24 protein-coding genes and 1 pseudogene are annotated in these 25,450 nt (G+C 60.8%); 12 read left to right on the top strand and 13 right to left on the bottom strand.

From position 1 onward, the window contains the following. Positions 1-895: 895 nt before the first annotated feature. Positions 896-1,045: a hypothetical protein gene (locus ILT43_RS14930; protein WP_204199779.1), complete on the bottom strand. Its 150-nt coding sequence runs from the start codon at positions 1,043-1,045 to the stop codon at positions 896-898. 99 nt (positions 1,046-1,144) lie between these two features. On the opposite strand from ILT43_RS14930, the gene ILT43_RS14925 reads away from it, so the two are divergent. Next, positions 1,145-1,471: a hypothetical protein gene (locus ILT43_RS14925; protein ID WP_204199778.1), complete on the top strand. Its 327-nt coding sequence runs from the start codon at positions 1,145-1,147 to the stop codon at positions 1,469-1,471. 109 nt (positions 1,472-1,580) lie between these two features. Here the strand turns inward: ILT43_RS14925 and ILT43_RS14920 are convergent, their stop codons facing one another. After that, positions 1,581-2,411, bottom strand: coding sequence for an aldo/keto reductase (locus ILT43_RS14920; protein ID WP_204199777.1), 831 nt, complete (start codon positions 2,409-2,411; stop codon positions 1,581-1,583). A 480-nt stretch (positions 2,412-2,891) separates the two neighbouring features. Between ILT43_RS14920 and ILT43_RS14915 the strand changes: the two genes are divergently transcribed. After that, entirely contained in the window at positions 2,892-3,749 is an 858-nt protein-coding gene (locus ILT43_RS14915; protein ID WP_204199776.1) for a serine hydrolase, read from the top strand. Positions 3,750-3,859: 110 nt separating this feature from the next. Here ILT43_RS14915 and ILT43_RS14910 read toward each other — a convergent pair whose 3' ends face one another. After that, complete coding sequence (locus ILT43_RS14910; protein WP_204199775.1) at positions 3,860-4,252, bottom strand: hypothetical protein; 393 nt, start codon at positions 4,250-4,252, stop codon at positions 3,860-3,862. A 218-nt stretch (positions 4,253-4,470) separates the two neighbouring features. Here ILT43_RS14910 and ILT43_RS14905 point away from each other — a divergent pair, with 218 nt between their 5' ends. The 4 genes from ILT43_RS14905 to ILT43_RS14890 all read left to right on the top strand — a co-directional run bounded on the left by ILT43_RS14905 (position 4,471) and on the right by ILT43_RS14890 (position 7,105). Next, complete coding sequence (locus ILT43_RS14905) at positions 4,471-4,776, top strand: PadR family transcriptional regulator (RefSeq protein WP_343283976.1); 306 nt, start codon at positions 4,471-4,473, stop codon at positions 4,774-4,776. Continuing rightward, positions 4,773-5,411 (top strand): hypothetical protein, encoded by a 639-nt coding sequence (locus tag ILT43_RS14900; protein WP_204199773.1) that lies wholly within the window; start codon positions 4,773-4,775, stop codon positions 5,409-5,411. Before ILT43_RS14905 ends, ILT43_RS14900 begins: the two co-directional genes overlap by 4 nt. A gap of 212 nt (positions 5,412-5,623) precedes the next feature. Beyond that, positions 5,624-5,968 carry a DapH/DapD/GlmU-related protein gene (locus ILT43_RS14895; RefSeq protein ID WP_204199772.1) on the top strand — a complete coding sequence of 115 codons (345 nt, stop codon included), beginning with the start codon at positions 5,624-5,626 and terminating at the stop codon, positions 5,966-5,968. A 390-nt stretch (positions 5,969-6,358) separates the two neighbouring features. Next, on the top strand, positions 6,359-7,105 hold the full coding sequence (locus ILT43_RS14890) for a Crp/Fnr family transcriptional regulator (protein ID WP_204199771.1): 747 nt from the start codon (positions 6,359-6,361) through the stop codon (positions 7,103-7,105). 49 nt (positions 7,106-7,154) lie between these two features. Here ILT43_RS14890 and ILT43_RS14885 read toward each other — a convergent pair whose 3' ends face one another. From ILT43_RS14885 to ILT43_RS14875, 3 genes are all read right to left on the bottom strand, one after another. Beyond that, a complete protein-coding gene (locus ILT43_RS14885) occupies positions 7,155-7,919 on the bottom strand; it encodes a Crp/Fnr family transcriptional regulator (protein WP_204199770.1) in 765 nt (254 codons plus the stop codon). Between the two features lie 111 nt (positions 7,920-8,030). Beyond that, positions 8,031-8,399 carry a DUF6894 family protein gene (locus tag ILT43_RS14880; protein WP_204199769.1) on the bottom strand — a complete coding sequence of 123 codons (369 nt, stop codon included), beginning with the start codon at positions 8,397-8,399 and terminating at the stop codon, positions 8,031-8,033. A gap of 99 nt (positions 8,400-8,498) precedes the next feature. Further along, the gene (locus tag ILT43_RS14875) at positions 8,499-8,729 is read right to left on the bottom strand and encodes a hypothetical protein (protein WP_204199768.1); all 231 of its coding nucleotides are present in this window, start codon (positions 8,727-8,729) and stop codon (positions 8,499-8,501) included. A 395-nt stretch (positions 8,730-9,124) separates the two neighbouring features. Between ILT43_RS14875 and ILT43_RS14870 the strand changes: the two genes are divergently transcribed. After that, the gene (locus ILT43_RS14870; protein ID WP_204199767.1) at positions 9,125-9,871 is read left to right on the top strand and encodes a Crp/Fnr family transcriptional regulator; all 747 of its coding nucleotides are present in this window, start codon (positions 9,125-9,127) and stop codon (positions 9,869-9,871) included. Positions 9,872-10,156: 285 nt separating this feature from the next. On the opposite strand, the gene ILT43_RS14865 is transcribed toward ILT43_RS14870, so the two are convergent. Both ILT43_RS14865 and ILT43_RS14860 read right to left on the bottom strand, forming a co-directional pair. Next, on the bottom strand, positions 10,157-12,412 hold the full coding sequence (locus ILT43_RS14865; protein ID WP_204199766.1) for a putative bifunctional diguanylate cyclase/phosphodiesterase: 2,256 nt from the start codon (positions 12,410-12,412) through the stop codon (positions 10,157-10,159). Positions 12,413-12,468: 56 nt separating this feature from the next. After that, on the bottom strand, positions 12,469-13,071 hold the full coding sequence (locus ILT43_RS14860; protein ID WP_204199765.1) for a cupredoxin domain-containing protein: 603 nt from the start codon (positions 13,069-13,071) through the stop codon (positions 12,469-12,471). Between the two features lie 120 nt (positions 13,072-13,191). Between ILT43_RS14860 and ILT43_RS14855 the strand changes: the two genes are divergently transcribed. Continuing rightward, positions 13,192-14,070 (top strand): DUF3034 family protein, encoded by an 879-nt coding sequence (locus ILT43_RS14855; protein WP_204199764.1) that lies wholly within the window; start codon positions 13,192-13,194, stop codon positions 14,068-14,070. A 23-nt stretch (positions 14,071-14,093) separates the two neighbouring features. Continuing rightward, entirely contained in the window at positions 14,094-14,588 is a 495-nt protein-coding gene (locus ILT43_RS14850; RefSeq protein WP_204199763.1) for a group I truncated hemoglobin, read from the top strand. 255 nt (positions 14,589-14,843) lie between these two features. On the opposite strand, the gene ILT43_RS14845 is transcribed toward ILT43_RS14850, so the two are convergent. The 3 genes from ILT43_RS14845 to ILT43_RS14835 form a co-directional block, all read right to left on the bottom strand. After that, positions 14,844-17,516 (bottom strand): hybrid sensor histidine kinase/response regulator, encoded by a 2,673-nt coding sequence (locus ILT43_RS14845; protein WP_204199762.1) that lies wholly within the window; start codon positions 17,514-17,516, stop codon positions 14,844-14,846. A 472-nt stretch (positions 17,517-17,988) separates the two neighbouring features. Then, on the bottom strand, positions 17,989-18,225 hold the full coding sequence (locus ILT43_RS14840) for a winged helix-turn-helix transcriptional regulator (protein WP_204199761.1): 237 nt from the start codon (positions 18,223-18,225) through the stop codon (positions 17,989-17,991). Positions 18,226-18,228: 3 nt separating this feature from the next. Further along, positions 18,229-19,010, bottom strand: a protein-coding gene (locus ILT43_RS14835; protein WP_204199760.1) for an IS5 family transposase whose coding sequence is annotated in 2 segments (ribosomal slippage) — positions 18,229-18,653 and positions 18,653-19,010 — 783 coding nt in all. Because the reading frame shifts where the segments join, the coding sequence is not laid out codon by codon here. 288 nt (positions 19,011-19,298) lie between these two features. Here ILT43_RS14835 and ILT43_RS19915 point away from each other — a divergent pair. Next, positions 19,299-19,856 (top strand): annotated as a pseudogene (locus ILT43_RS19915) (putative sulfate exporter family transporter); the annotation flags it as partial. Positions 19,857-19,956: 100 nt separating this feature from the next. Then, positions 19,957-20,580 carry a putative sulfate exporter family transporter gene (locus tag ILT43_RS14825; RefSeq protein ID WP_239474803.1) on the top strand — a complete coding sequence of 208 codons (624 nt, stop codon included), beginning with the start codon at positions 19,957-19,959 and terminating at the stop codon, positions 20,578-20,580. Between the two features lie 273 nt (positions 20,581-20,853). On the opposite strand, the gene ILT43_RS14820 is transcribed toward ILT43_RS14825, so the two are convergent. Both ILT43_RS14820 and ILT43_RS14815 read right to left on the bottom strand, forming a co-directional pair. Further along, on the bottom strand, positions 20,854-21,639 hold the full coding sequence (locus tag ILT43_RS14820; RefSeq protein WP_204199758.1) for a phosphate/phosphite/phosphonate ABC transporter substrate-binding protein: 786 nt from the start codon (positions 21,637-21,639) through the stop codon (positions 20,854-20,856). A 20-nt stretch (positions 21,640-21,659) separates the two neighbouring features. Next, positions 21,660-22,574 (bottom strand): fatty acid desaturase, encoded by a 915-nt coding sequence (locus ILT43_RS14815; protein ID WP_204199757.1) that lies wholly within the window; start codon positions 22,572-22,574, stop codon positions 21,660-21,662. A gap of 386 nt (positions 22,575-22,960) precedes the next feature. On the opposite strand from ILT43_RS14815, the gene ILT43_RS14810 reads away from it, so the two are divergent. Beyond that, positions 22,961-25,366 (top strand): TonB-dependent receptor plug domain-containing protein, encoded by a 2,406-nt coding sequence (locus ILT43_RS14810; protein WP_239474863.1) that lies wholly within the window; start codon positions 22,961-22,963, stop codon positions 25,364-25,366. The last annotated feature ends 84 nt before the right edge of the window (positions 25,367-25,450 follow it).

Here is a 25,450-nt window from a genome sequence, read left to right as displayed (position 1 = left end):
CTGTCAGCGAACCGCTGGTCGCCGCACATCTATCAGTTGCCTTGGCCGCGGCCGAGCGACGGCTCAACGAACACGTACCTCAGCCTCAATGAGGCGAGTCTGTTGGCAGAATGACGTGTTGCGAGGGGACCGGCTGACGGGGGAGGTTCGCGAATGGGGGAAGCGCAAACAGGGTGCGTCAGCCGGTCGATTGTCAAGACTGCCACCCTGCGCAGCCTCGCCATATTTAACAATGGCCCGACCGAAACGTTCAGCGCTTTCGACTGTCAGTTTGGGTGAATCATTCTTTGTAGACATGGGTTATCTGACCGGGACGCTCTGTCTCCCTACCATCAATCGGTCGAGTTGAGCTCACGCCTGCTATCCGACGAGATAAAGATCGGACGATGCGCCACCACTGCCTGAGCCGCTGCCGCCAGGTTCCCCGCGGTCGATATCGGCAATTTGGGGACAATCGATGTGGCCAAAGCGCTTGGCTCCGGGCGCCGCGCTGGTGTTTGAATGCGAGGAGGGGGGGGCAGATGGGATTTCACGTCGGCGAGAGTGTGACAGCTACGCGGTAGAAGAGGAAGTCGTCGACGACGATGAGGCAGCTGGTCTTCATGATCTCTGGATTGCAATCACGCCGACGAGGAGTTGACGTTAGACGCCGAGACGTGGACCATCGCCCAAGGCTGATGTCAGATCTACCGCCGGTCATCACCAGGCGATCGACAGTGCCGCTTACCGGCGTTCATTACGTCACGGCAACGGGACACTGAGGATACAAACTTCAAATAGAAGGAGGCGCGTGCGACTTAACGCAGCGGATCGGTACCGGTGGCCGCCACAGCCTGCTGAAACTTCTTCAAGTCGACATGATGCCGCCGCGCCGGCGATCCTAAACACCTATGTGTCATAGGAGGTTTGGCGAAGAGGTCCTCTCGAGTGCAGCGATGCAGTCGGCGATCATCGCCGCCGCCAATGTGCTTCCAATGCGCTCCGCTTCGGCAAGCGCGTCCTCAAGATGCGCCAGCAGTTGCTCGTGCTCCAAATGACTCGTCATGCGTGCCTCCATGTGGCATTACGCCGATGCCGCGACGAGGGGATCGTATACCTTTTGCCTTCTGGCTCCTACGGCCTTAGCATTGATCTGGAGCGCTTTATGGCCGCATTTGATGGTTGCCTCGATCTCGCAAAGTCCCAGGTGGCGCTCAGGGCGTTACGGTATGGCCACTTTCCAGCAGACATCTTTGACGAATATGCCTGGGATATGATGCTCCATATGTATATTGCTGCTTTGCGTGAGCAGAAAATGTATATCGACAATGCTGTCAATCTTACGTCGAAGAACAAGAAGGTCGGTGATCGCTGGATAAAACACCTTCATGCCGATGGCATGATTGTGGTCGATGGCGAGATGATCACCTTGAGCGAGCAGGCGATGCAGCGGATGAACTCCTATCACGAAGAAGCTTTGGCAGCGGTTTAGTAGATCGGCTGGGTGTGGTGGTTCGACGATGAGGGTATCGTCCTGATACCTTATCGCGACTTAGGTCCGATCCATTACTGCTGAGTGATTTAGCGGCGTTTCAAGGTAGCTAGAGCATTTCGAGCGGTACGCGTCCTCGCGGCCGAGGGTGCAGTTGGTCGAGCCGCGCAAGCGTGTCGGTACTGAGCACCAGGTCGGCGGCTTCACGATTATCGCGGACATGAGCGCTGCGCCTTGCCTTGGGAATGGCAACGATGTTGTCCTGCGCGAGCAGCCATGCCAGCGCGAGCTGCGCCGGCGTCTTGCCGATTTCGGCGGCGAGCAACTGTAATCCGGTATCCGCGACGAGCCTGCCCTGTTCCACCGGGCTGTACGCCATTGCTGGTATCGCATGCGCGGCGAGCCAGGGCAGCAGGTCGTGCTCGGGTCCGCGCCGCGTCAGGTTGTAGAGGATCTGGTTGGCCGCGCATGGCTGACCTCCTGCGGCCATCAACTCCTCCATATCGTCGGTGTCCAGGTTGCTGACGCCCCAACGCAGGATCTTGCCCGCGTCGACCAGCCTTTGCATCGCCTCGATGGTCTCGGCTAGCGGAACCGCTCCGCGCCAGTGCAGCAGATAGAGGTCAAGTCGATCGGTGCCGAGGCGACGCAGGCTGGCTTCGCATGCCTTTGGCAGACGCGCACGTGACGCGTTTTGGGGATAGGCTTTGCTGACGAGGAACGCGTCCTGCCGGCGCCCGGAGATCGCGTCTCCAACGAGCCGCTCGGACTCGCCGTCCGCATACATCTCTGCGGTGTCGATCAGCGTCATACCGAAATCGATTCCAGTGCGCAGCGCCGTGATTTCATCGACACGGCGATTAGCGTCCTCCGCCATATTCCATGTGCCTTGGCCGAGCGCAGGGACCATGGTGCCGTCGGGTAAAGCAATCCTCTTCATGATGATGCAACGCGCAGCATGAGGTTCGGGTCGCCTTGACAAGCTTCCGACTGGGCGCGTCCCTGCGCCTGGCCGACACGGCAGGCATCTGGACGAGGTGAACGGACGAAGGATCTTCGGAAGCAACAAAGAGCTCGCGAATGTCCGGGTTTGGGTCTTCGTCACGTAAGTGACGGGGCTAGTCCGGCGCCCGCCCAACCAGCCTGTACTCTCCCCTTCTGTTATGAGAGGGCGAGATGGATGAAGGCGTGGCGGTCCGGCTACGATCAGGCGTTGCCAGATCCCGGCGGCGCCACCCAATGAGGGTGAGTAGCAGGCCAGTTGGCTCCGCAGGCCCTTGTTTGACGAGTCAGTGGGCCGTAGTAGCTAAGACTGTTTTTGCGACCAATAGATGTGGGCCTTGATCCGCATGCCGATCGCATGCGCAAGCTTGTGGCTAAGCATGAAGACGCCACCAAGAATGATGCCTAAGGACGATCAATGCGCCCGCGCCCGCTTTGCAAGCTTCTTACTCGCGGTATCGCCGCCAGCATCCTCGTCTCCGCACCGGCTGTCGCGACCTCACCTGAACTCATCAGCCTTGAACGCGAGCTCAGCACTTTGGTCGCGGGACGCTCTGGAAGCTACGGCATCGCAGCACTCGACCTTCGCGACGGCTCGATGGTTTCCATCAATGGCGACACACCGTTCGCAATGGCGAGCACGGTGAAGCTCGCCATCGCGGCTGCCTACCTCGCTGACGTCGACCAGGGGCGACGAGGCTTAAGTGACATGATCGCTGGCCGGCCTGCGGCTAAGGTTATGGAGCTGATGATTATTCGAAGTGATAACCAGGCAACTGATCAATTGCTTGCAACGCTTGGCGGTCCGGCTGCGGTTCAACAGTGGCTGTTGACCCAGAAGATTGCTGGCATTCGTATCGACCGTTCGATCGCCCAATTGTTGCGAGACAAAGGTCATCTGGCCGACAGTAAGGATGTCGCCACTCCAGTCGCGATGGTCACGCTGCTGACGAAGCTCGACAACGGCACGATTCTAACGGCGCAAAGCCGCGCCTTCCTGCTTGATCTGATGAACCGCTGTGCAACAGGAACCCGACGCATCCGCGCGTTGCTACCCGCAGGTACCCGAGTAGAGAACAAGACCGGCACGTTGGACGGTATCACCAATGATGTGGGCTTCATGACAATGCCGGATGGCCGCCGCGTGGCAGTCGCTGTCTTTGCACGCGGCGGCCGCGACCGCCAACCGGCGATCGCCGAGGTAGCACGCGTGATCTACAACCGCTTTGCAGATAGCGTCCGCAACGCAGTGACGCTCTTCATGAAAATGCGGTGACGAAATTCGACGCCTGAATCGCGCAAGGAATGTTACCTAGGCTGGTAGATGTTTCGCTCTTCCAGCTGCCGCGAAAGCGAGCTGTCGATCAGCCTCGAAAGGCTAGCAGATCACTGTGGCGTAACGGCTGGATCCTGACGTTTGAACGCATAGGGCGTCAGCCCCTCATGGAGGACAATCCTGGTCGGCGCGGGAAGCCTGTCGAGCCTTAGCTTCAATATGGAGCGGGTACCGTCCACATCGAAGCCAAAGTCCGGCACGGCGCCGATGTAGACACGCGGCAGAATGTATGGGCCATTCGCGTCTCTCATCACTTTATATCCGATGCTTCGCTGCTCATTGAGCAGCATCTTGCCATTGGCGAGCGTGATCGTGCCGCAGCAGTCGCTGATGAACGTTCCGTTTTCGCCCAGCCGAGCAGCCGGCTTTCGAGCGCTGATGATCAGAACGGCGGTCAGCAGAGCGCCTACAGAAATAATTCCGATGGTGATCCAACGCCACATAGCCAAGTTCTCCTGCTCGCCAGACGCAGGGCGGGTACGGCTATGGATGCTGCACGCCGGCTCCAGCTGCCGTGGCATCGTCGGCCCTGCCCATCCAGCCATTCTCCTGATGCTATAACGGCATATGTAGAGTTATCGGTCAAGGAACTTCGCCGCGGAGTTGCGTAAGCATTGACTTGGAGGTTGATTGCACCGGCTACATAGGTAGCGTGCGACTGATGCCGCGCTCCCGCCGACCATCGAAGCAGTTTCTCATGCTTTTGGATGCGCTGGCCGCTCCGTCTCAGCACGGTCATCACGGCTATGAGTTGATGAAGCGGACGGGGCTGCAGTCAGGTACCCTGTATCCACTGTTGATGCGCATGGCGGAGCAGGGCTTGGTAGAAGCCGAGTGGCGCGAACCGGTCCAGCTTGGACGCCCCGCCCGACACGCCTACCAATTGACGGCAGCTGGCGTCGCTCTGGCCCGAAATGTTGCCGAGGCTGGTGCGGCTCAAGCGCCACTTCAGGAGGCACTCGCGTGACGGATATCTTGCCACGCCTGATGATGGTCGTCGTTGAGCGATGGCTGGGATCCTCGCATCGTGAGTGGGGGCTGGCCATGCAAGTGGAGTTCGGGGCCGCCGCGGCAGAGGGTAGGGGGCTGTCGTTCGCTGCGGGTTGCCTGTTGGCCGCGTTCCGCGAGTTGCCAAGGCACCACCATGGCCAGTTTGCGCTCATCAATCATGTCCTGACGCTCGGCGTCCTCGTGCCGATGGCGGCCCTGCACATCCTCAGTGCTGCGGGCCTGCCGAGCACCGCCGGCATCCATAGCCTGCTCGATCATTCGCACGCGCGGAACCCGTATCTTGCTCGGGCCCAATTGGCAGCGGTTCCTTCGCTTCTGATCATCTGGCTCGTCCTGGGTGCGGCGCATCTGCGTCTGTCCTGGTTACTGCTTGATCGGGATTGGTCACGCGCCTGGGGCATGGCCGCCTTGATCGTTGCGGCAACAGCCACGCTGGCGATCTACACTAGCGTGCTCTTCCTCGATGACGGTGCCGCGGTCTTACAAGCGACCGCTTCGATCATCGTCTTGATGGTGCTTGCCGCAGCGAAATGGACGATCGAAGCGAGGGAGCGTTCCTGGAGGGCGATCGTAAACGAACAAGGAAGGTGACCTGGTTAAGCCGTTTCGGCTTGGTCCGGCGCGGTCGCATTACTATTCACCGACGGTCGCGGGTACGCCTTTATGGTGCCGTCTGTGGTGACGGTAGTTTGAGTTTCGGCGTCCAATGGGCTGGCCGCTTTCACCGGGAATCGTATCTTGTCATTCGCCGAGGCGGTACGCTTCGGGTCGATGGTGCCTTCAGCATCTACTCGGGTGCGACGGTGACGATCGCAGAGAACGCAACGTTGAGCCTCGGGAGTGGCTACATCAACGGCGATGCTTCAATCTCGTGCTTCCTCAACGTCCGCATTGGCCACGGCGTGGCGATCGGGCCTGAGCTGATGCTGATCGACGACGACCGACACCAGCTGAGCGGGACGAGCACGAGCGCTGGCCCAATCAACATCGGCGACCACGTATGGCTCGGTTCGCGCGTGACGATACTGAAGGGGACGACCATCGGCGATGGTGCCGTCGTCGCAGCTGGGTCGGTCGTGACCAGGGACGTGCCAGCTGGTGAGCTCTGGGGCGGTGTACCCGCACGGTTCATCAGAGCCGTGGCTTGAACGTGAGGCCAGCTCGCTTAGATCTCGGAGGCGCGAGTCCTGGGAGCAGCCTCGAATATGAACGAAGGTCCGCTTTCGAGGCGGAGGTAAACGCCTCCGAATGTTCGGATATGGGCCAAATCAAATTTCTGAACCGAGGCGTGTCTGGTGCGGCAGTCTTCGGTAGCGCTTTCAAGCTAACTTCGCAGCATTGCACATCGGGACCGAATGCTGGGCGTTATCTCCGCGATCGACCTATGAACAAACATTATGATGTTTGAATTGGATCGCCAACATAGTTTGCGCATGGCAGTGCAAGGCATGTCACTGACGGGAGGTCAGGTCGTGGCTAGGCGACTAGCTTAGGAAGGACAGCTGGGTACGCCTCCTGGCGCTTTCGGAGCGCCTTTGATGGATTACAATCCTCTTCGACCCTTCGTCGAGAAGCTTGCAAGCCGTGTGGAGCTAACACCCGCCGACACGGAAGCGCTCCTGAAGATGCGTTTTTCTACACGAGAGATGCGACCGGGGAGCTACTTCATCCGAGAACGGCAGCGCCCAACTGCCAGCTCGTTACTGATCGCAGGCGTCGCGATGCGATCGAAGCTGACCAGCGAGGGTGCTCGTCAAATCGTGGGCTTGCATCTTCCAGGTGATTCGCTCGATCTCCAGCAACTTTACCTCGACGAGGCCGATCACAACATCCAGGCGCTGACCACCATCACGTTGATCGAGGTAGCTCGAGGCGACCTGCAGAGCGTTGCCGACAAACACCCCAATGTCCTGAAGGCGATCACGATCGACAACGTCATTGAGGCGTCGATCGAACGCGAATGGCTGCTCAATGTCGGCCGTAGGATAGGACGTGCCCGCCTTGCGCACTTCCTCTGCGAGTTCGCGGTCCGTCTTGCGATCAAAAGCCACGTTCCCGACCAGACGGCGATCGCCCTGCCGCTTACTCAAGAGCAGATCGGCGATGCGGTCGCGCTGACCCCGGTTCACGTCAACCGCATGCTGAAGGAGCTGGAAGCGGAGGGCCTGATCACGAGGACTAAAAACTCGATCGTCATCGTTGAGTGGAAAGCTATGGCATCAGCGGCGGACTTCAATCCGTCCTACCTGCACCTCAACCAGAAGAAGCAGCGCGTCACCGCATGATACTGTGTGGTTCTGGCGTTTTAGCCCGATGCCAGGGGCTGGGCATGGCTTACCCTCGCGGGCGGTGCTGGCTTTTGCCAGCACCGGTTTCCGGTCCGTGCAGGTATGTCGGATCAAACCCCGCGATCCGTCGTAGCTCAGAACTGTCGATGATGCGTATGCGCCCCCTGTAAACGTCTATGACCTCAGCATCGCGCAGGGTGCGAAGCATGCGGTTGACGTGGACGCTGGTGAGGCCAGTAGCATCGCCAAGCTGCTCCTGCGTCAGGGGAACGACCATCGTGTCGCCAGTTGCCAGACCGACACGCGTCGATCGGACTTGCAGCTCGCAAAAGAGGTGAGCAACTCTGGCCAGACCAGAACGCCGACCGACGCTGACCAGCCAGGCCCGGACAATGGCTTCGTCGAGGAGCGTCGACCACCAGAAGGCGCGGGTAACAGCGCGCGAGCTGAACAGCACATCGTCGAGGAGATCCTGCGCCACAAAAGCCACCTTGGCGTCCACAAGCGCGGTCATGCTATGATCCATCTCATCCAGGATCGTCGCATGAAGATTGCAGAAGTCGCCCGGCAGAAGCAGTCCGGTGATCTGCCGGCTTCCTCCTGACAGGTACTTCATGCGCGCTACCCACCCCGCCAGCACCAGGTGGATCCGGGTCGGCCTGTCGCCTTCATCGATGATGGTGCCGCCGCTGGGGATGTCACGGACATCCTGGACGAGCCGATCCAATGTGGCACTATCTCTAGGCGACAGATCGGCGATGGTCCGGAGCTTGGCCGTCAGGGGATTTGCCGAAGCGCTTTCATCCATCATAGCCGGTATAACTGCGGAACGAGACGTAAGGCGCTAACTTACGTCAAATCTACTGCCATACCGGAGGAGTGCCGCGCTGCATCGCCGATGCTAAAGCTTTGAACGATGGGGTTAGGTCAGATCTCTCGAGGCCGGCGTTGCGCTTCCGTCCATGATGATCTCCCAAAGGATCAACCCCTCGGCGTTCGTCACCGTGATGCTCCAGGGGCGCGATCCCCAGAACGCATCTGCAGCATCGATCATCATCTGGCCGCAGGTTTGTATCGCCTGCTGACGAGCCTCGGACGCAGTCGCCAGTTCATAGCCGTCGAAGTCAGTCATCCGAGAGTCGGTCTGCGTGTGGAAAAAGAAGCGTGGCATGATGATCCTCTGGCAGCGCTCGTGCGAGAGGATGACGCCTCGGTCCCAGGCGCTGAACGTCTGCCAGGATTGCCAAAGGAACGATCCAATTTCCGGAATGATCCGCCGTGACGTTGCCATGATCTGACAGAGGGGTGACCTGCCTCTGCGGATGAGCCGACAACCAGGGCTATGAGGCGACAGCCTGAATTACCCGGCTCCGACCTTATTCAAGATTGATCATTCCGCCGTGACGATAAGACGGACGATGGACCGTTTGCTCTCACGTGTATCGGTATCCTGAACCTCGCACGTGAACGACTTGTCAATGCTTTGGTTGAGCTCCTCGAACGCGATCATCATCGCTGCCCTAACCGCCGTTCTTAGCGCACAGTCGATGTCGATGAAACTGTCGTTTGCACTGGAGGCAAATGCGCATCCGTCATCGACGCTGATGTTGAACAGGGCCATGTGTCGGACCCTATCAGCGTCTCATATGCCTGCATTGACCTCGGTGAGTGGGCGTGTCCGAAACGGCCGTTGTCACAGAGATTGTCGTTACAACCCGCCCTCTCCGCTTGTTGCTGACGTAACAAAAAGGGCCAGACGATTTGTCGCCGAGCCCCCATCCAAATTGCGCTGGCGGCGATTATCGAGGCGGGGCCGTTCCCGTTGTTCCACAGGCTGTTCCGCCTGTGGTGCAGCTCGTCGTCGTGTTCGTTGTGTCTGGCACGCTGTTAGCCGAATGGCTCGATTGTCGGACTGAGCAGCTGCCTCGCGGAGGGACGTCTGCAGCCTTGTCTCGTGCGCTTTGCTTGATACGCGATTTGGAACGGAGCTATCTGTGGCCGTCAGGAGAGACAGTCTTGACGGAACCCACCACGCTCCATCGCTTCGAGGAGTTCGGTCGCCTGACGCTGGCGGAGCTTGAGGCTGTAAAGGCTCTCGGCGATAGACCTACTCGTATCCAGCGCCATCACACCATCCGTCGTCAGGGTGACGTCGCCGATATGATCTACATCCTGGTCGAGGGGTGGGTTGCAGCATCGATGGAGCTGCCGGGTGGTGGGCGACAGATCGTCAAGGTGCATCTGCCGGGCGACGTGCTGGGATCGCCAAGCATGTGCAGCGATCATGCCGTTGAAACACTGACGGCGCTAACGGCCGGAGCCATCAGTGCTGTTCCGCTGGAGCGGTTCGGCGCGTTGCTTGATACCCACCCAAGATTGGCGGGATACTTCCTCCTGAGCGTACAGCGTGAGCGCGTCGCCCTGATGGATCAGCTCGCATTGATGGGGCGATCGTCGGCGCTCGCGCAGGTGGCCGCGCTGCTGCTCGACCTCGCCGATCGGCTCCTGCCCACAGGAACCTCCGCCGGCGATACATTCCAGCTGGAGCTGACCCAGGCCCAATTGGCTGATGTTATCGGCATATCGCAGGTTCATCTGAATCGGACGATGATCGTTCTGACGGACAGAGGGCTAATAGAACGTCGGAAGAAGAGCCTGACGATCGTTGATCGTTCAGGCTTGGAAGCAGTGGCGAGCTACACGTCAAGGCCGCTCCGCAAGAACCTCAGCTGGCTGCCTTGCAGCCGCTATGTCGGGAGCTGACCGCGAGCGAGGAGGATCGATCAGTCGTCCTGTGGCGGCGCATCTCGGCGCTGATGAGCTCGACCTCGCGGCCAACCCCTGAAATGTTGTGACGCCGCGTCGTGACAAGCACGGCGCGCGGCCGCTCCACAGCTCATGGTTCTCGACCGGATTGCAACCTTGGCGACGCGACATGAACGAATGGCAGAAGTTGGGAGCCAGGCAAGGGGCATCAATGTCCGGAATTGGGTCTTGTAAGCTGAGCGGCAGCTGTTTCTGAGCTTGGCGGCTATTGAGCCAGAACTTCTAGCTAGCGATGCGCATCTCCTCGCGGCTTCCTGCGCTCAGCAACCGCTGCACCTCTGCTTCGACAACAGGCTTGCTGAAGTAGAAGCCCTGGATTTGATTGCAGCCCTGCTCACGCAAAATGTCCAGCTGCCCGACGTCCTCGACGCCCTCTGCAGTTGTTTCCATGCCGAGCGCATCGGCCAGCATCGTGATCGATTTAATGATTGCGGTCGCACCATCGCTGCTCATCAGATCAATGATGAAGCTGCGGTCGATCTTGATCTTGTCAAACGGGAACGCCCGCAAATAGCTGAGCGAGGAGTAGCCGGTACCGAAATCGTCGAGTGCTACGCGAACGCCGAGCCGACGCAGACTGTGCAGCGACGCGAGTGTCGTGGCGGGGTTGTCGATGAACAGGCTCTCGGTGATCTCGAGCTCCAGGCGGTGAGGCGGCAGACCGCTTTCGGTGAGTGCCTGCAGGATAACCGCGGCTAGGCCCGGATTGCGGAACTGAACAGGGGAGACGTTCACTGCAATGCGGACATGGTCGGGCCACGAGCGCGCTACTCGACATGCTTCGCGAACCACCCATTCGCCGATCGGCACTATGAGCCCGGTATCTTCAGCCAGCGGGATGAAGTCCACAGGCGAGACAAGTCCGCGTTCTGGATGATTCCAGCGCAACAAGGCCTCAAAGGCCGAGACGCGAGACTCAGCAAGATTGAACAGCGGCTGGAACATCAGCGATAGCTGACCACCGCTAATCGCCTCGCGCAAATCAAGCTCCATCTGCCGCCGCTTGCGGGCTTCCGCGTCCATGGCCGCTTCGAAGAAACGGAAGCTGCCGTGTCCATCATGCTTTGCACGGTAGAGTGCCAGATCAGCGTTCTTGGCAAGCGTCACCGAGTCGACGCCATCAGCGCCAAAGATCGCGATGCCCAGACTGGTGCCCGGCACGATGCGGTGACCATTTACGATGCATGGCTCAGCCACGACACGGATGAGTTCGTGAGCGATGCGATCAAGCGGCCGCTGGTAGTCATCGAGGATGAGCGCAAACTCATCGCCTCCAAGTCGGGCTACGAACCCATCCTCAGCGAAGTCACGCAGACGCTGCGCAATCTCACACAGCAGCGCATCGCCGGTGGGATGCCCGAGTGTGTCGTTCACATTTTTGAACTGGTCCAGATCCAAGCAAAATAGCGCCTGTTGGCGGCCTGCTACGGGCCGGGCCAGCGTGTCGGCGAGGTGCTGGCGCAGCAGGACCCGGTTAGCGAGACCAGTAAGGCTGTCATGCAGCGCCATATGGGTAATCTGACGCTCTCGCTCACCGATGTCGTCAACCATCCGGTTGAAGCTGGCGGCGAGCGTGCCGAGTTCGTCCGTTGTCGTCACCTTCACGTGAACATATTCGCCCTTGGCAACACGCAGGGCAGCGCCGCTCAGCAACGAGATCGGGCGTGTGATCCGTCGCGCCAGGAGCCAGCTTCCGACGCCGGCTGCCAGCACGCCAACGACGCCGCAGGCTAGCAACAGCCAGAGCATCGGACCGTACTCAGCAAGTGCACGGGTGATGCTGTGCTGGAGGACGAGCATCTGCGGTTCGTCGGCTCGAAATGATGCAATCGGCGAAGCCTGAACAAGGATCCTCGTGCCACCAATGTCTTGCTCGACCGCACCACCACTCCGCTGTTTAGCGGTGAGGTTAGAGGCGGGCACTATCTGCGGAGCGAGATCAATCGAGGAAAGTTTCGCCAATCTTGCCATTTCGGCAGCATCAAGGGTGTTGCCGAACACAACCCAGCCTATCGTCGTCGGCGCTCGAACAGCCGCGGCGGCGGCATTGAACCTCTTGCCGCCGATCCGCAAAACGCCGCGGGTCTGTCCGTCTTCCAGCGCTGACTGCAGTTCATTGGCATCTTGGCTGGGTATTGCACCCCGGAAGCCGATTATTGCGCCATCGATCCCGATGAAGAAAGCCTGATCAAGGTCCAGTCGGCCCCTGAGGGATGCAAGAGCGGACGCGATGGTGGGTCCGTCCCCTGTCGCGGCGGCGGTGCGAAAACCAAAATCTGCCGCGAGAACCTTGCTGGCATCGCCGAACTGAGCGTAGCGCATGGCTGCAACACGATCGAAAACCTTTGCACTGACGATCATCTCGCTCTTGATCATGCGCTCGGCGTAGCGATTAATGCCGGTCCTCGCGCCAACAAGAATCAGAGCTGTCGCAACAGCAAACAATGCCGCGTAGAAGATTGTCAGCTTCGCGGACAAAGACCGCCGCACGCCTCCGGTCAACCTCTGGAGTGGTGGTGAAAACGACGGCATGATCAGCGCAGCGTTACCGTGATGAGCTTGGCGACGTCACCGCTACTCGGCACATCGAGCGGAAAAGCGACCTCGTTCAACTTGGCCTTAAGCCGCGGATGCCAGATCGTGAGTGTCGCCTTGCCGCCTGTCACGCCGCTGATACGCGTGTCGCCGGCTGCTCCGGTTTTGTCCGCGAACGGCGTGTCGACAACACGAATGAAGCCCGACATGGAGTCGTGAATGTTGCAACCGAGTGCCACCGTGCCGGTGCTAGTGAAGGTGTAGCTGCGGCTCTCGTCCTTCCCGAAGAGCTTAAGCTCGAACCTTGCAGGCTTCGAAAAGCTGTAAACATGGTGACGGACCCGATCCTCGTTGGGAAAGGCGACGCTCGCCCCGACCGGCACGATCAGCGTGCCGGGATTGAACGCAATGTTCTTTTGCATCATCGTATTCGGCCAAGGAAAGCGGATGGGCCCTGTAGGCAGCTTGGAAGCCGGATGGATGGTGATGACGGCGTCAGGAACCGGGCGGCCGTTAGCGTCGACAACGCGGATACTGACGCTCCCTGCAAGTGCTGGGCTGGGGGCGAGCAACGCTGCGGCAAAAAGATGGGCAACCTTCATGGCTCCCTATTGCCTCATACTGGTCAACCCTCGGTAAACGGCTGCACTGGTTGATATTTGACTGATGGAAAAAGTAGCGGAATTACGGGATATTAAGGACGATCGGACCATGAGGATCGCATGTTCCGCTGTCGTCACCACCTCCTAATCTGCGTCGCCGCGATCGCTGCATCCCCGGCAGCCGCAACAGCGCAAGAGGTCGGCGGACCGGGCAAGCTACTTCTGACTAATGGCATTAGCACGGTAGAGGGTGCTGCTGGCGGCGGCTTGACGCCTTGGGCGGTGATTGCCGGCAACGCGACGAAGGATGGCATTGGCGGGCAGGTCAGCGCCACCGTCGTTGAGCTACCGGATTACCGCTTCTCCAGCTTTTCGGCCGCAGTCGGTGCGTGGGATCGTATCGAAGTGAGCTACGCTCGGCAGGTGTTCGACACCAACAAAGTCGGTGGGGCGCTTGGACTGGGCAACAACTTCAGGTTCGATCAGGACGTATATGCTGCCAAGGTCCGCATTGCCGGCGATGTCGTTTATGGCCCAAATTGGATGCCAGCGCTCGCCTTGGGTTTGCAATACAAAAAGAGCCTGGATGCGGCGACCGTCAAGGCTGTCGGAGCGTCGCACGATGCCGGCGTTGACTATTATGCGTCAGCCACCAAGCTTTTCCTGGACTGGTCAGTGTTAGCTAGCATCACCGTGCGTGCGACGAAGGCAAACCAGAATGGCCTCCTTGGTCACGGCGGCACAACCGGTGATGATCACCGCCTGCAAGGCGAAGGATCGGTTGCGTATCAGTTTTCACGTCGGTTTGTGCTCGGCGCCGAATACCGCTCGAAACCCAGCAATCTTACGATCGCACGCGAAGATGACTGGTGGGACGCGTTTGCTGCGTATGGGATTAACCGGCACCTGACTGCGACAGTAGCCTATACCGACTTGGGTTCGATTGCGACATTTGATCGCCAGCGCGGATTACTCCTTCAGCTGCAGGGCAGCTTCTAAAACATCACTTAGGAACTCAGTTGATGCTATTCGCCTCTTTGGTCCTCATGCTCGCTCTGCCGCAGGAGCGTGAGTCGTCAGTTTCGCAGTCGGCTTCGGGAGAAGAGGTCGTTGAGCCGTACAAGGTTGATCCCACAAACGCGGGAGCGCAGCCTTTTGCAGGCGCTGACATGGCACAGGCTTTTCATGGACAGGAAGGCATTCGTCGCGTTGTCGAGCAGTTCGTCAGCTTGAACTTCGCTGATCGCCGGGTTGGCGAGATTTTTATGAATCAGGACAAGGTGCGACTGAAACGTGTGCTCTTTGAGCAATTCTGCTACATCCTCAACGCTGGATGCACCTACACCGGACGCGACATGAGAGCTGCCCACAAAGATATGGGCGTCCAGCAAAGTGATATGAACCGAGTAGTGGAAAATCTCCAATCTGCGATGCAGATGGAAGGCGTGCTTTTTAACGCTCAGAACCGGTTGCTTGCCAAACTTGCCCCAATGAGGCGGAAGATTGTGGGCAGATAGAGTTTAGATTTGCTTTCATGCTAAATAACGTCGTTATAATATATTCTCAACAAATTTTACAAGTCACAAAAATGAACATGTAATTTCAGCAGTAACATGTATAAATAGCAATTCGAATTGATGCTCGTGTGATCCGGCATTCGCCGGATAGCTAGCCTAGTATACCGCGGCATCGCGTGAATACGTTCGGCTATGATCAGAATAGATTAGATGGATAATCTATTGCGAGCAGATCAGAGCGGATTTGCGATAAGCTCATAGTGCCGAGAGGCTCGCAGCCAATTCGGTGCTTCGGAACGGTTTCACCAATCGCGGCAGGCCGGGAGTAAGGCCCTCAACATCGGCATAGCCTGAGACGATCAGCACAGGCAGATCCGGTTTGCTCTTGCGGAGCTCCAACGCGAGTTCCACACCGCTCATGCCGGGCATGAGGTGGTCCGAGACCAGCAGGTCTGGAGACAATCCGGCGGTGACGAGCGCCAAGGCCGCTTCAGCGGAGTTCGCCTCACGGACTTCATACCCAAACTCTTCGAGCATGTCCGCTGTGATGGATCGAACCACGTCCTCGTCGTCAACGAGGAGAGCCAGGCCGCGCCCTGGCTCGACGAGTGCAAGGTCCGAAGATTGCGCGGCGCCGTCAGGAGACACCGCACTCACCGGCAACCATAGCTCGATGTTAGTCCCGACGCCCTCCCGGCTGTGAATGATGAGGGCCCCGCCCAGCTGAGCTGCAAGGCCATGCGCCATCGAGAGGCCAAGGCCTGTGCCTTTCCCGATGCCTTTGGTGGAGAAGAAGGGTTCTATAGCGCGAGCCAGTGTCGCCGGGTCCATCCCAACGCCCGTGTCAGCAACCGACAAGCGAACGTAGTGCCCGCGTTTGAGCGCACCGCGAGGGGTGCGGACGCTGTCGCGGGTGGCGGTTATCCTGAGCGTGCCGCCCCGTGGCATGGCATCGCGCGCATTTACGCCGAGGTTCAGGAGCGCCATCTCGAGCTGGTTTGGATCTGCCTTTGCCGGCGGCAGATCGGCTGCCACCTCCACCACCACTTCGACCTGCGGGCCGGTTGTGCTGGCGAGAAGGTCCGCCATTCCCTCGACGAGCTTGCCGACGTCGACCGCAGCCGATTGCAGCGGCTGCCGCCGCGCGAATGCGAGCAGGCGCTGAACGAGCGTGGCGGCTCGGTCAGCGGACTGGAGAGCACCCTCGATCAGACGCTGTTCGCGGTCGCCTCCAACGCCTCGGCGCTGAAGCATGTCGAGTGCGCCGAGGATCGGTGTGAGCAGATTGTTGAAGTCGTGTGCGACGCCCCCAGTGAGCTGGCCCATTGCCTCCATCTTCTGGCTCTGGCGCAATGCTTCCTGCGCATTTTCCAGCTCTTCGGCAGCCGCCTTCTCCGGCGTTACATCGCGTCCGACTGCATAGAAGACATCGCCTTCTGGCACGAGCGTCCAGGATATCCAGCGCCAGGATCCATCTGCATGAGCGATCCTTTCCTCGAACCGCTCGACGGTTTCACCGCGCAGCAACCGCTCCATGACGTCTCGGGCGGCGTCATGATCATCGGGGTGGACCTGCTCACGAAACGACAGAGCCATCAGTGTCTCGGCATCGCGGCCCAGCGTCGCCTCCCACGCCGGATTGATGGCTTTCAGAAAGCCGTCAAAGCCCATGATCGCAAGCAGGTCACGGCTCATCTCCCAGACACGGTTCCGCTCGGCGGTATGCGCAGTGACTTCGTGTTCCAGCCGTTCATTGAGCTGGTGGAGCCGGATCTCGGCTGCCTTTCTCGCCGTGACGTCGATCGCGGTGCCGATGACGCGAGAGCAATGCCCTTGTGCATCGAACAGCCCACGACCCTTTGCTGCCACCCACCGGATGGCACCGTCTTCCTTGCCGACGGTCCGGTATTCGACGTCGTACAAAGCGCGTAGTTCAGGGTCGCTTGCGGACTCGTAGGCCTCGCGTGTCTTGTCCCGGTCCTCTGGATGCACGCCGGCATGAAAGTCATCCAGCGTGACCGGGACGTCGGCTGAAATGCCAAACATCGCCTTCACCCGAGGCGGCCAGAACATGCTGCCGGTGGCCTGGTCGACATCCCACTGGCCAATCTCGGCAACCTCCAAGGCGAGGCGCAGTTGCTCTTCGCTTACCGCCAGCCGCTCTTCGGCACTACGCCGCTCATCGATGTCGATGACGGAGCCGACATAGCCGAGGAACTCGCCATCATCGGCGAAGCGGGGACTCGCGGCGTCGATCGCCCAGCGGTAAGCGCTGGACGCATGTCGGAGACGGTACTCGAAGCGGAACGACGTGTGGTCCGCGTTGGCCGCCACGAAGGCATCTTCCGTGCGCTGCCGGTCGTCTGGATGCGTGGCCTCCAGCCAGCCGTAGCCACTGGCTTGTTCTACCGTCTGGCCAGTAAACTGATACCATTGGTGGTTCAGGTAAGTGCAATAGCCAGTCGCATCGGTGACCCACATCATCACCGGGGCATGATCCGCCATGTTGCGGAAGCGGCCCTCGCTTTCCCTAAGCGCAGCCTCTCTGGCCTTTTCTTCGGTAAGATCCCGCACTTCAATGATCGTGCCCACGGGCTGACCGTCATCGCCCGCGACCGGCGAAGCAGTGAAGGCAACGGGATAGAAGTGGCCGTCCTTATGGACGAACATCTCTTCGCCCGTCATCCGTTCGCGTTCGGGGAATGCCTGATCGATCGGGCACTCCGCCAACGGGTAAGGTGTTCCATCCGGGCGCTGGTGATGAACGACATCGTGCAGGGGGCGGTCGACAGCCTCTTCCAAACGGTAGCCAGTCAACGCTTCTGCGGCCTTGTTCATGAACACGCAGTGCTGACGCTCATCCATCAGGAAGATCGCGGCCGTGCTGTTATTTACGATGGCGTTCAAACGGCGTTCGCTTGAATTCATGGTCTTCCGTGCCCCCTGCGCTCGGCCTGATCGGGCTGAGCGCCTGTCAGCTAGGCCATACCCGTTCCATGCGCGTCAACTGCCCGCCGGGACGGCCGGTACGATCCGATCTGAAAGTGCTGGCTCGGATATCCGGCAGAACGGCGGAGATGCTGACCACCACCTAGGTGAACAGACGCACGAAGGAGAAGCTCAAACGTAGCCGCCAATGCTGTCCGATGATCCTTAGAGCGCATAGCCGCGGTCCCATGACGGATACTTGAAAGCACGAACTTAGCAGATCAACGATGTCCGCCAGACCCCGGCCCAGCTCCGTTCTGATTTCCAACGCGGCTGTATGTGGCGGTTGAAGGTACACATGAACGAGTGGCAGAGCTTGGGTGGAGGGCAGGGTGCTCTGAATGTCTGGGCGTGGGTCTTGCCGCCGGTTGTAGAACGCTGCGAAGGCGAGGTCCTTGCGGTGTCGGGCGGGTTAGCGGCTGTCCCTTGCCTCGTCGAACGTCGACCGATTGCTCTCAATTTCCGCAATGTGCGTGCCGGCCCAGGTTCCAAGTTCGCGGATCGGATTGGCTAATGACTGGCCGAGAGCGGTGAGGGCGTACTCCACCTGAGGCGGCACGGTGGGGTGAACGGTGCGGGTCACCATGCCATCGCGTTCAAGTGCACGCAGCGTTCGAGCGAGCATCTGCTGGCTAGGGTCAGGACTCATTGGTCATAGCCAGAAGATGACTGTGGCCGCGAGGGCAACGGCCGAGAAGAAGACCGTTGGGCATCGGTCGTAGCGTGTGGCGACGCGGCGCCAATCTTTCAGGCGGCCGAACATGATCTCGATGCGGCTGCGGCGCCGGTAGCGCCGCTTGTCGTACCTGACCGGCTCGTTGCGCGATGTACGGCCCGGGATGCAGGGCTGGATGCCCTTGGCTTCCAGGGCGTCCCTGAACCAATCCGCATCATAACCGCGATCACCAAGCAGCCATTGCGCCTTTGGCAGATCGTCAAGCAGAGCTGCCGCGCCGGTGTAGTCGCTGACCTGCCCGGCGGTCATGAAGAAGCTCAAGGGCCGCCCGTTTGCATCGCTGACGGCGTGCAGCTTGGTGTTCATGCCGCCTTTCGTGCGGCCGATCAGGCGGCCGAGATCCCCTTTTTAACCCGCAGGCTCGATGCCGTGCGGTGTGCCTTCAGGTAGGTCGCATCGATCATGACTGTTTTCGGCACGGCCTCCGCTGACGCCAGACCTTCCATCATGCGCAGGAAAACGCCCCGTTCACCCCAGCGCTTCCACCGGTTGTACAGCGTCCTCTCGACTGCGCTCGAGACAGGCTTGTGCGGACCATACGCGCTCGGTGCATCACACCAGCGCAGTCCGTTGCGATTGACGAAGACGATGCCACTCAGCACCCGCCGGTCATCGACCCGCGGCTTGCCATGGCTCTTGGGGAAGTACGGCTGCAGGCGCGCCATCTGCTCATCCGTCAACCAGTACAGGTCGCTCATCCACGCTCTCCTCACGGAGCATGAATCAGATCGCGGCGCTCCCCTCAATGGGTCCTGACCCTAAGGCGGCGTTGCCTGGCGAAGGACGGCTCAACCTTCCTGAATGTCTCGGCTCTTGGTTGCCCTGCCGCTGGATCTAGGCTTCGTATCAACGAGATCAAAACCGCAGCAACTGCCTGAGGAGCTCGCCATGACGGACACTACCGCTGCTCCCCACCCCAATTTCTGGCGCGAGCTGTGGCGGAAGGAGGACTGGTGGGCGATCTGGATCGGCGTCGCGTGGTGGTGATGGCGATCGCGCTGTTCTCCAGTGGGGCAAGTCTGCGCTGGCTGGCGGTAACACCACCGAAATGGTCGAGCCTTGTGCAGGTTGGCGCCGATATGACGGCCAACTGGTCTCGCTACCTGGCCCAATTTATCTTCTGGCTGGTGGCATTCTCTATTCCGCTCAAGGCGCTCGGCTTTAGATCACGAGATTTCGTCCTTGCGTTCGCGCTGCTCTATGCAACCGCATGGGTCGTCTTCGTCGCCGGCCAGTGGGACAAGGCTACGGCTTATAACCTCGAGCCCCCGCTGCTCGCGCTCTTCCTTGGGCTGGTTGCAGCCAATCTGCTGCGTCTGCCGCGCTGGCTTGATGCCGGTTTCCGCGGCGAGCTCTACGTCAAAACCGGGATTGTGCTGCTAGGCGCCACCGTGCCGCTGTCACTTATTGCCCTGGCCGGGCCGATCGCCATTGTTCAGGCGTCGATCGTCTCGGTAGTTACCTTCAGTGTCATCTTCCTCGTTGCCAGGCGGCTCGGTCTCGAGCGTCCCTTCGCCGCTACGCTGGGAGTTGGCGGCGCGGTTTGCGGTGTCTCCGCTGCCATTGCGGTAGCAGCCGCTGTGGGGGCGAAGAAGGAGGAGACGGGCCGTCACCATCTCGACGGTGGTGCTTTGGGCCATTGTGATGATCTTCGTGTTGCCCTTCGCGTCGCGCGCCCTCAGTCTTCCGACGGGAGTTGCAGGGGCCTGGATCGGAACCTCGGAGTTCGCCGATGCAGCAGGTATCGCTGCGGCTCAGGCTTATGGCGGCTTCGCAGGCAAATTCCCCGGCATCGCGGGCACGGCGGATCAGGCTGTACAAGCCTTTACGTTGGTGAAGGTTGTCGGCCGGGACGTTTGGATTGGGATCTGGGCTGTCGCGCTTGCCATCGTGTCGACGACACGCTGGGAGAGGCAGTCAGCTGGCAGCGCACCGGACGCACGGGAGATCTGGCGGCGTTTTCCCAAGTTCGTGCTGGGCTTCTTCATCACGTCCGCGATCGTCACCGCAGCGACTGCAAGCTACTCGCTTGCTCAGTACAATACCATCGCATCACCCGGGTTCATCGCGCCCGTCAAGGATCTGCGTACCTGGTGCTTTATCTTCTGCTTCCTCTCTATCGGACTCACCACACGCTTCCGCGACTTGGCAGCAGCAGGGCGCAAACCACTAATAGCCTTCACCGCGGGGGTGGCAGTCAATGTTATCCTGGGGTACGTTTTATCTGTCCATGTATTCGGATGGCATTGGGAGACGCTCGGGCAGTGACGCTCATGTCCATATGGTCCGCTGTTTGCGCTTCGTTTGCAACGGGTGAAGCCGGGTGTGGACCGTGTCGACACTATCGCCTTGACCCAGCGGAGATCGAGGCGTCGCTTCCCGGGCTTGCAGTACTCGCGTCAGCGCATGCATCGACCTGGGCGGGCAGCGGACTGTGCCTGCACCACCAAAGCCTGAGTAACGGCAAACGCCGGTGTTCGGCCTTTGTCGTATCCGGTAAGAAGTGACGGCCTTACCGTTAGCGAAGCCAACCAGCTTCCGTCAGCGTAACAAAGGGTATCCGAGCTTCGACGCTTGAAGAGAGAGAGATGCCAGCGGCGTCAGGATGTCCTCGGACCTGATCGCGGCGCCGATGAGGAAGAGTGCGTCCCGCGCGTCCGCAAGCGCCGGGTCTGCCAGCGCTGCAAGCACCGCTTGTTGCAGCACCGCGCGCGTCGCCTCGTCCGTGGTTGCCGCAGTAACCAGCGGCAACGTCGGCGAAGGTGCCGTCATCTGGAGGATGCGCAACTGGTCGGTAAGATCGGGCTCGTACCGGTCGAGCGCGGCGAAGGTCACGGAGTCGATCGCGGCAACATCGACGTCACCCGATGCGACGGCCAGCGCGCTGGCACGGTGCGATCCCGTATGCTCGACCGCAGCGAAGAAGGCTTGAGCGTTTGCGATCGGCGCAATTGCTGCACGGAACAGGTTCATGCCCGTGTTCGAGGCAGGATCGTTGATCGCGGCGCGACGGCCGCGCAGATCGCCTAGTCCGAACGCCTGATCATTGTGACGGACGACGATCAGGCTGTGGTGGGTACTGCCCCTGCAGGCAGGGCATTCATAGACTGGCAGCGCGACGATTCTTAGCGGTAGCGTCGCGTCAGTGATCATCGGGTAGCCGCACGCCTGTCCGAGGATTAGCTCAGGATCGCGCCAGATGGCGTCTAGGTCGCGGTCGCGGTCTAACGTGGCTGGCAGGTCGGCAACCCCGCTACGCCGCAATTCATCGGCGATCCTTGCCCACAGCGCGTCGTTGGCCAAACGCTGCGCGGGATGATCGTACATGCCCAAGGACGCGCACCGGGTCACGGACGTTCGCGGTCCGGTCGGTGACCGGGGTGGACGATGGCGTCGTGCGCCCGGAACGCAAACCGGCGAACGACATCGCCATAGCCGGCATAGACGATCGCACCTTCGCCGATCTGCCGGGTCCGCTGGCTCCGGTAATAAGCGGGCAACTGATACCAGGCGAGCTGCGGTCGTTCGTGATGCGAGACGTGGAGATTGTTATTGAGGAACAGCAGGGCGAGGGCCCCACGATGCTCGACGATTGCCGCACGCGCCCGGCTGGTGAGGTCAGCACGATGCTCGGCATGCGCACGCAACGCCGTCAGCGCCATGCCGGGATAAACGAAGACGAGGATGTAGTGCCCCAGCCCCATCCCGACATGGTCCAGCCAGGCGATCAGCGCGGCCACTCCGACGAGATGAGGCAGCCAGTCCCGCGCCACCCGACCGGGCTTCCGCACACCACGCCGTGCTTCGTCGATCGCAAACCGGCCGATCGTGATCGGTGGTCCGAACAACATATGCCCTAACAAGCTGGCTTGCAGCGTTGCGGCGATCCAGGTGAGCCCGCGAGAACGATCGACGTACCGGGACTCCGGGTCGGCGCGGGGATCAGTGATGGCGTGGCTGCCGTGATGGGCGATATGGCTCCGGCGGTAGATCGCATAAGGTAGCCATAGCGCCAGCGGCGGAAACCCGATCGCTGAATTGAGGCGCCGACTGCGCGTCGGGTGACCATGGATCGTTTCGTGCTGGAGCGATCCCTGCCAAGCGATGATCCAGCCACCGGCGAGGATTATGAGCGGCGTCGGAATTGCCGCGTGACACCGGGTTGCGATCAGCCAACCGCTATAGATCGTGACCGCGACCGCCATCGTCGGCCACTCCATCAGTGGTCCGGCTCGTTCACGATTGGTCGGATATTCTGTCATGTCCGGGTCCATCCTTCCGAGCACAAGATACTCCATCCGGTTAGTCGGATATCCAACTCCACGCATCTTTGTGCCGGACAAGAGCTGCTATCGAAGGCGCCAATCGCCGGTGGCGGGCCGCTGCGGCCGATGCCCGCTCGGCGCTCCCCTGTTGCGATCGACGCAATGTAGATCAGCAACTTAGGCCTGGCGCGTTTGCGGAAATCCCGGTGCGATGTGCAAGCGGGGGATGCTGAAGCTACGCTTGCTGCGCCGCAAAAAACCATGGCTTCTAATTCCCACTGCGGAAGTCGAATAAAGCTGGGCACGGTTCAAGGGACTCCGCTTTGCCTTACTCGCGTTACATCCTGCTCGTCACCGCGTCGCTGCTCGCGACGGCAATCGCCATGCCTGCGTTCGCGCAGACGGTTTCGCCGGCTTCGGAAGGCGTAGCGGACAGTGCTGCGGCTGCCTCGCCGGGTACGGACCCTGCCGTCGTTCCGCAGGAGGACGACGAGATTATCGTGACCGGGACGCGTGCACCAGGACGCAGCCGGCTCGACAGCGTGTCGCCGGTTGACGTTCTCAGCGGCGACGCCTTGCGGGCGCAGGGAACAACGGAACTCGCCGATGCGCTGGCGACCGTCGCGCCGTCGATCGATTTCCCGCGGCAGGCGGCCGTCGATGGTACCGACGCGATCCGACCCGCGACCTTGCGTGGTCTCTCGCCGGATCAGACGCTGGTCCTGATCAATGGCAACCGCGCCCACCCCTCGGCGCTGCTCAACATCAACGGCTCGGTCGGTCGTGGCTCGGCGGCAGTCGACCTCAACACGATCCCGACTGTTGCGCTCGACCGGGTCGAGGTGCTGCGGGAGGGGGCGTCCGCGCAATACGGGTCGGACGCAATTGCCGGCGTCGTCAACCTGCGCCTGCGCGAAGCGCGCTCCGGCGGAGGCGGATCGGTAACCTTCGGCCAGTTCGTGACCAGCTATGACGCAGCACGCATTTCCCGTGACGCGCGCGACGGCGAGTCGCTGACCGTCAGCGGCTGGCAGGGCTTCGGACTGGGTGCCGACGGTTTCCTGACCGTGTCAGGGGAATATGTCACGCGTCAGCCGACCAACCGCGCCGATCTTGACCCGCGTGGTCCCGCGCCCCTGCGCATTCGGGCTCGTTTTGGCGACCCGGAGGTCGAGCAGGGGACAGGGTACGTCAACGCCGCCGTGCCGCTGGGCGATGGCGGCTGGACCGCCTATGCCAATGGCGGGTTCCAGCTGCGCGATAGCGAGAGCGCGGCATTCCCGCGGGTTGTCGGGGCTGGCAACGCCAATGCGGAGGCGGTGAGCGGGCTCTATTCCGGCGGATTCCTGCCGCTGATCGCCACGCGGTCGAAGGATTACAACGCGACCGGCGGCGTGCGCGGCGAACTCGGCGGATGGAACGTCGATCTGAGCGCGACCTATGGCCGCAACACCATCAATTTCGCCACGCGCAACTCGGCGAATGCGACCTATGGCAATGCGACGCTGACCGATTTCGATTCCGGCCGGCTGAATTACGACCAGTTCGTCGCCGGCCTGGACGTCGCGCGCGAATACAGCTTCGGTCCGGCTGTCATCAACTTTGCCGCGGGCGGGGAGTATCGGCGCGAGGGGTTCAAGATCGGTGCAGGCGAGCCCGAAAGCTACAACCGGGCACCGGGTGCCGCCGCCAATCTGGGATCCGGTGCGCAGGGGTTCCTCGGCTTCCAGCCGGCCAACGAGGTCGACGTCCATCGCAGCAACGGCAGCATCTACGGCGATGTTGAGGCGCGGCTTTGGGATCGCCTGACGATCGGCGTCGCCGCCCGGGGGGAAAGCTATTCGGACTTCGGCGAGACCGCGACCGGCAAGGTCTCGGCCCGCTACGATATCGCGCCGTGGCTGGCGTTTCGCGGATCGATCTCGACCGGTTTCCGCGCCCCGTCGCTCCAGCAACAATTCTATACGTCGACGCAGACGCTGGTCACCGGCAACCAGATCCTCGAAACCGGGCTGTATCCCGTCTCCAGCGACATCGCCCGCGCACTGGGGGCGCTGCCGCTCGATCCAGAAAAGTCACGTCAATATTCTTTGGGTACGGTCATCCGCGCCGGCGGCTTCAGCCTGACCGTCGACGCCTACCGCATCCGCATCCGTGATCAGATCGCGCTGTCGGAGAACATCCAGGCGGCGGCGAGCCCCGCCGTCGCGTCGCTGCTGGCACCGTTCGGCGTTCAGGCGGCGCGCTTCTTCATCAACGGCATCACCACCACGACCAAGGGGCTGGATGTCGTGGCGGCCTATACGCTGCGCACCGGTACGCTCGGCAGCTTCGCGCTCAGTGCGGCGGCCAACCTCAACGACATCAAGGTCAACCGCATACCGACCTCGACTGCCACGCTGGACCCGGCGCCCAGCCTGTTCGGTCGCAACCGCATCCTGACAATCGAGGACGGCACGCCGGGGACCAAGCTGGTCGGTTCGGTCGACTGGCGGCTGGAGGATCTGGGCGTGACGCTGCGCGCGATCCACTATGGCAACGTGCTGCAGCCGGGCACGACTGCCGCGAGCGACATCGACACCGGACGACACACGCTGGTCGATCTGGAGGCGCGGTACCGGTTCAACGACAGCGTGGCGCTGGCGATCGGCGCGGACAACCTGTTCGATGTCTATCCGGCCACCTCGCCGGCCGCTCTCAACAACAACGGCGTGACGGCGTTTCCCTATTACTCGCCGTTCGGCTTCAACGGCCGCCAGATTTACGGCCGCTTGAACTTAAATTGGTAGCAGGCTTCACCGGTATGGAGGGTTGCGCAAGTCGGCACCGCCGGGCTTCCAGCCTTCCTTGTCGATCAACCGCTGCCGCCATCA

Source organism: Sphingomonas longa, from assembly GCF_016892685.1.
In the GTDB taxonomy this organism is placed as follows: domain Bacteria; phylum Pseudomonadota; class Alphaproteobacteria; order Sphingomonadales; family Sphingomonadaceae; genus Sphingomonas; species Sphingomonas longa.
The sequence above is the reverse complement of the archived record's forward strand: the minus strand, read 5'-3'. Positions and strand labels throughout refer to the sequence as shown.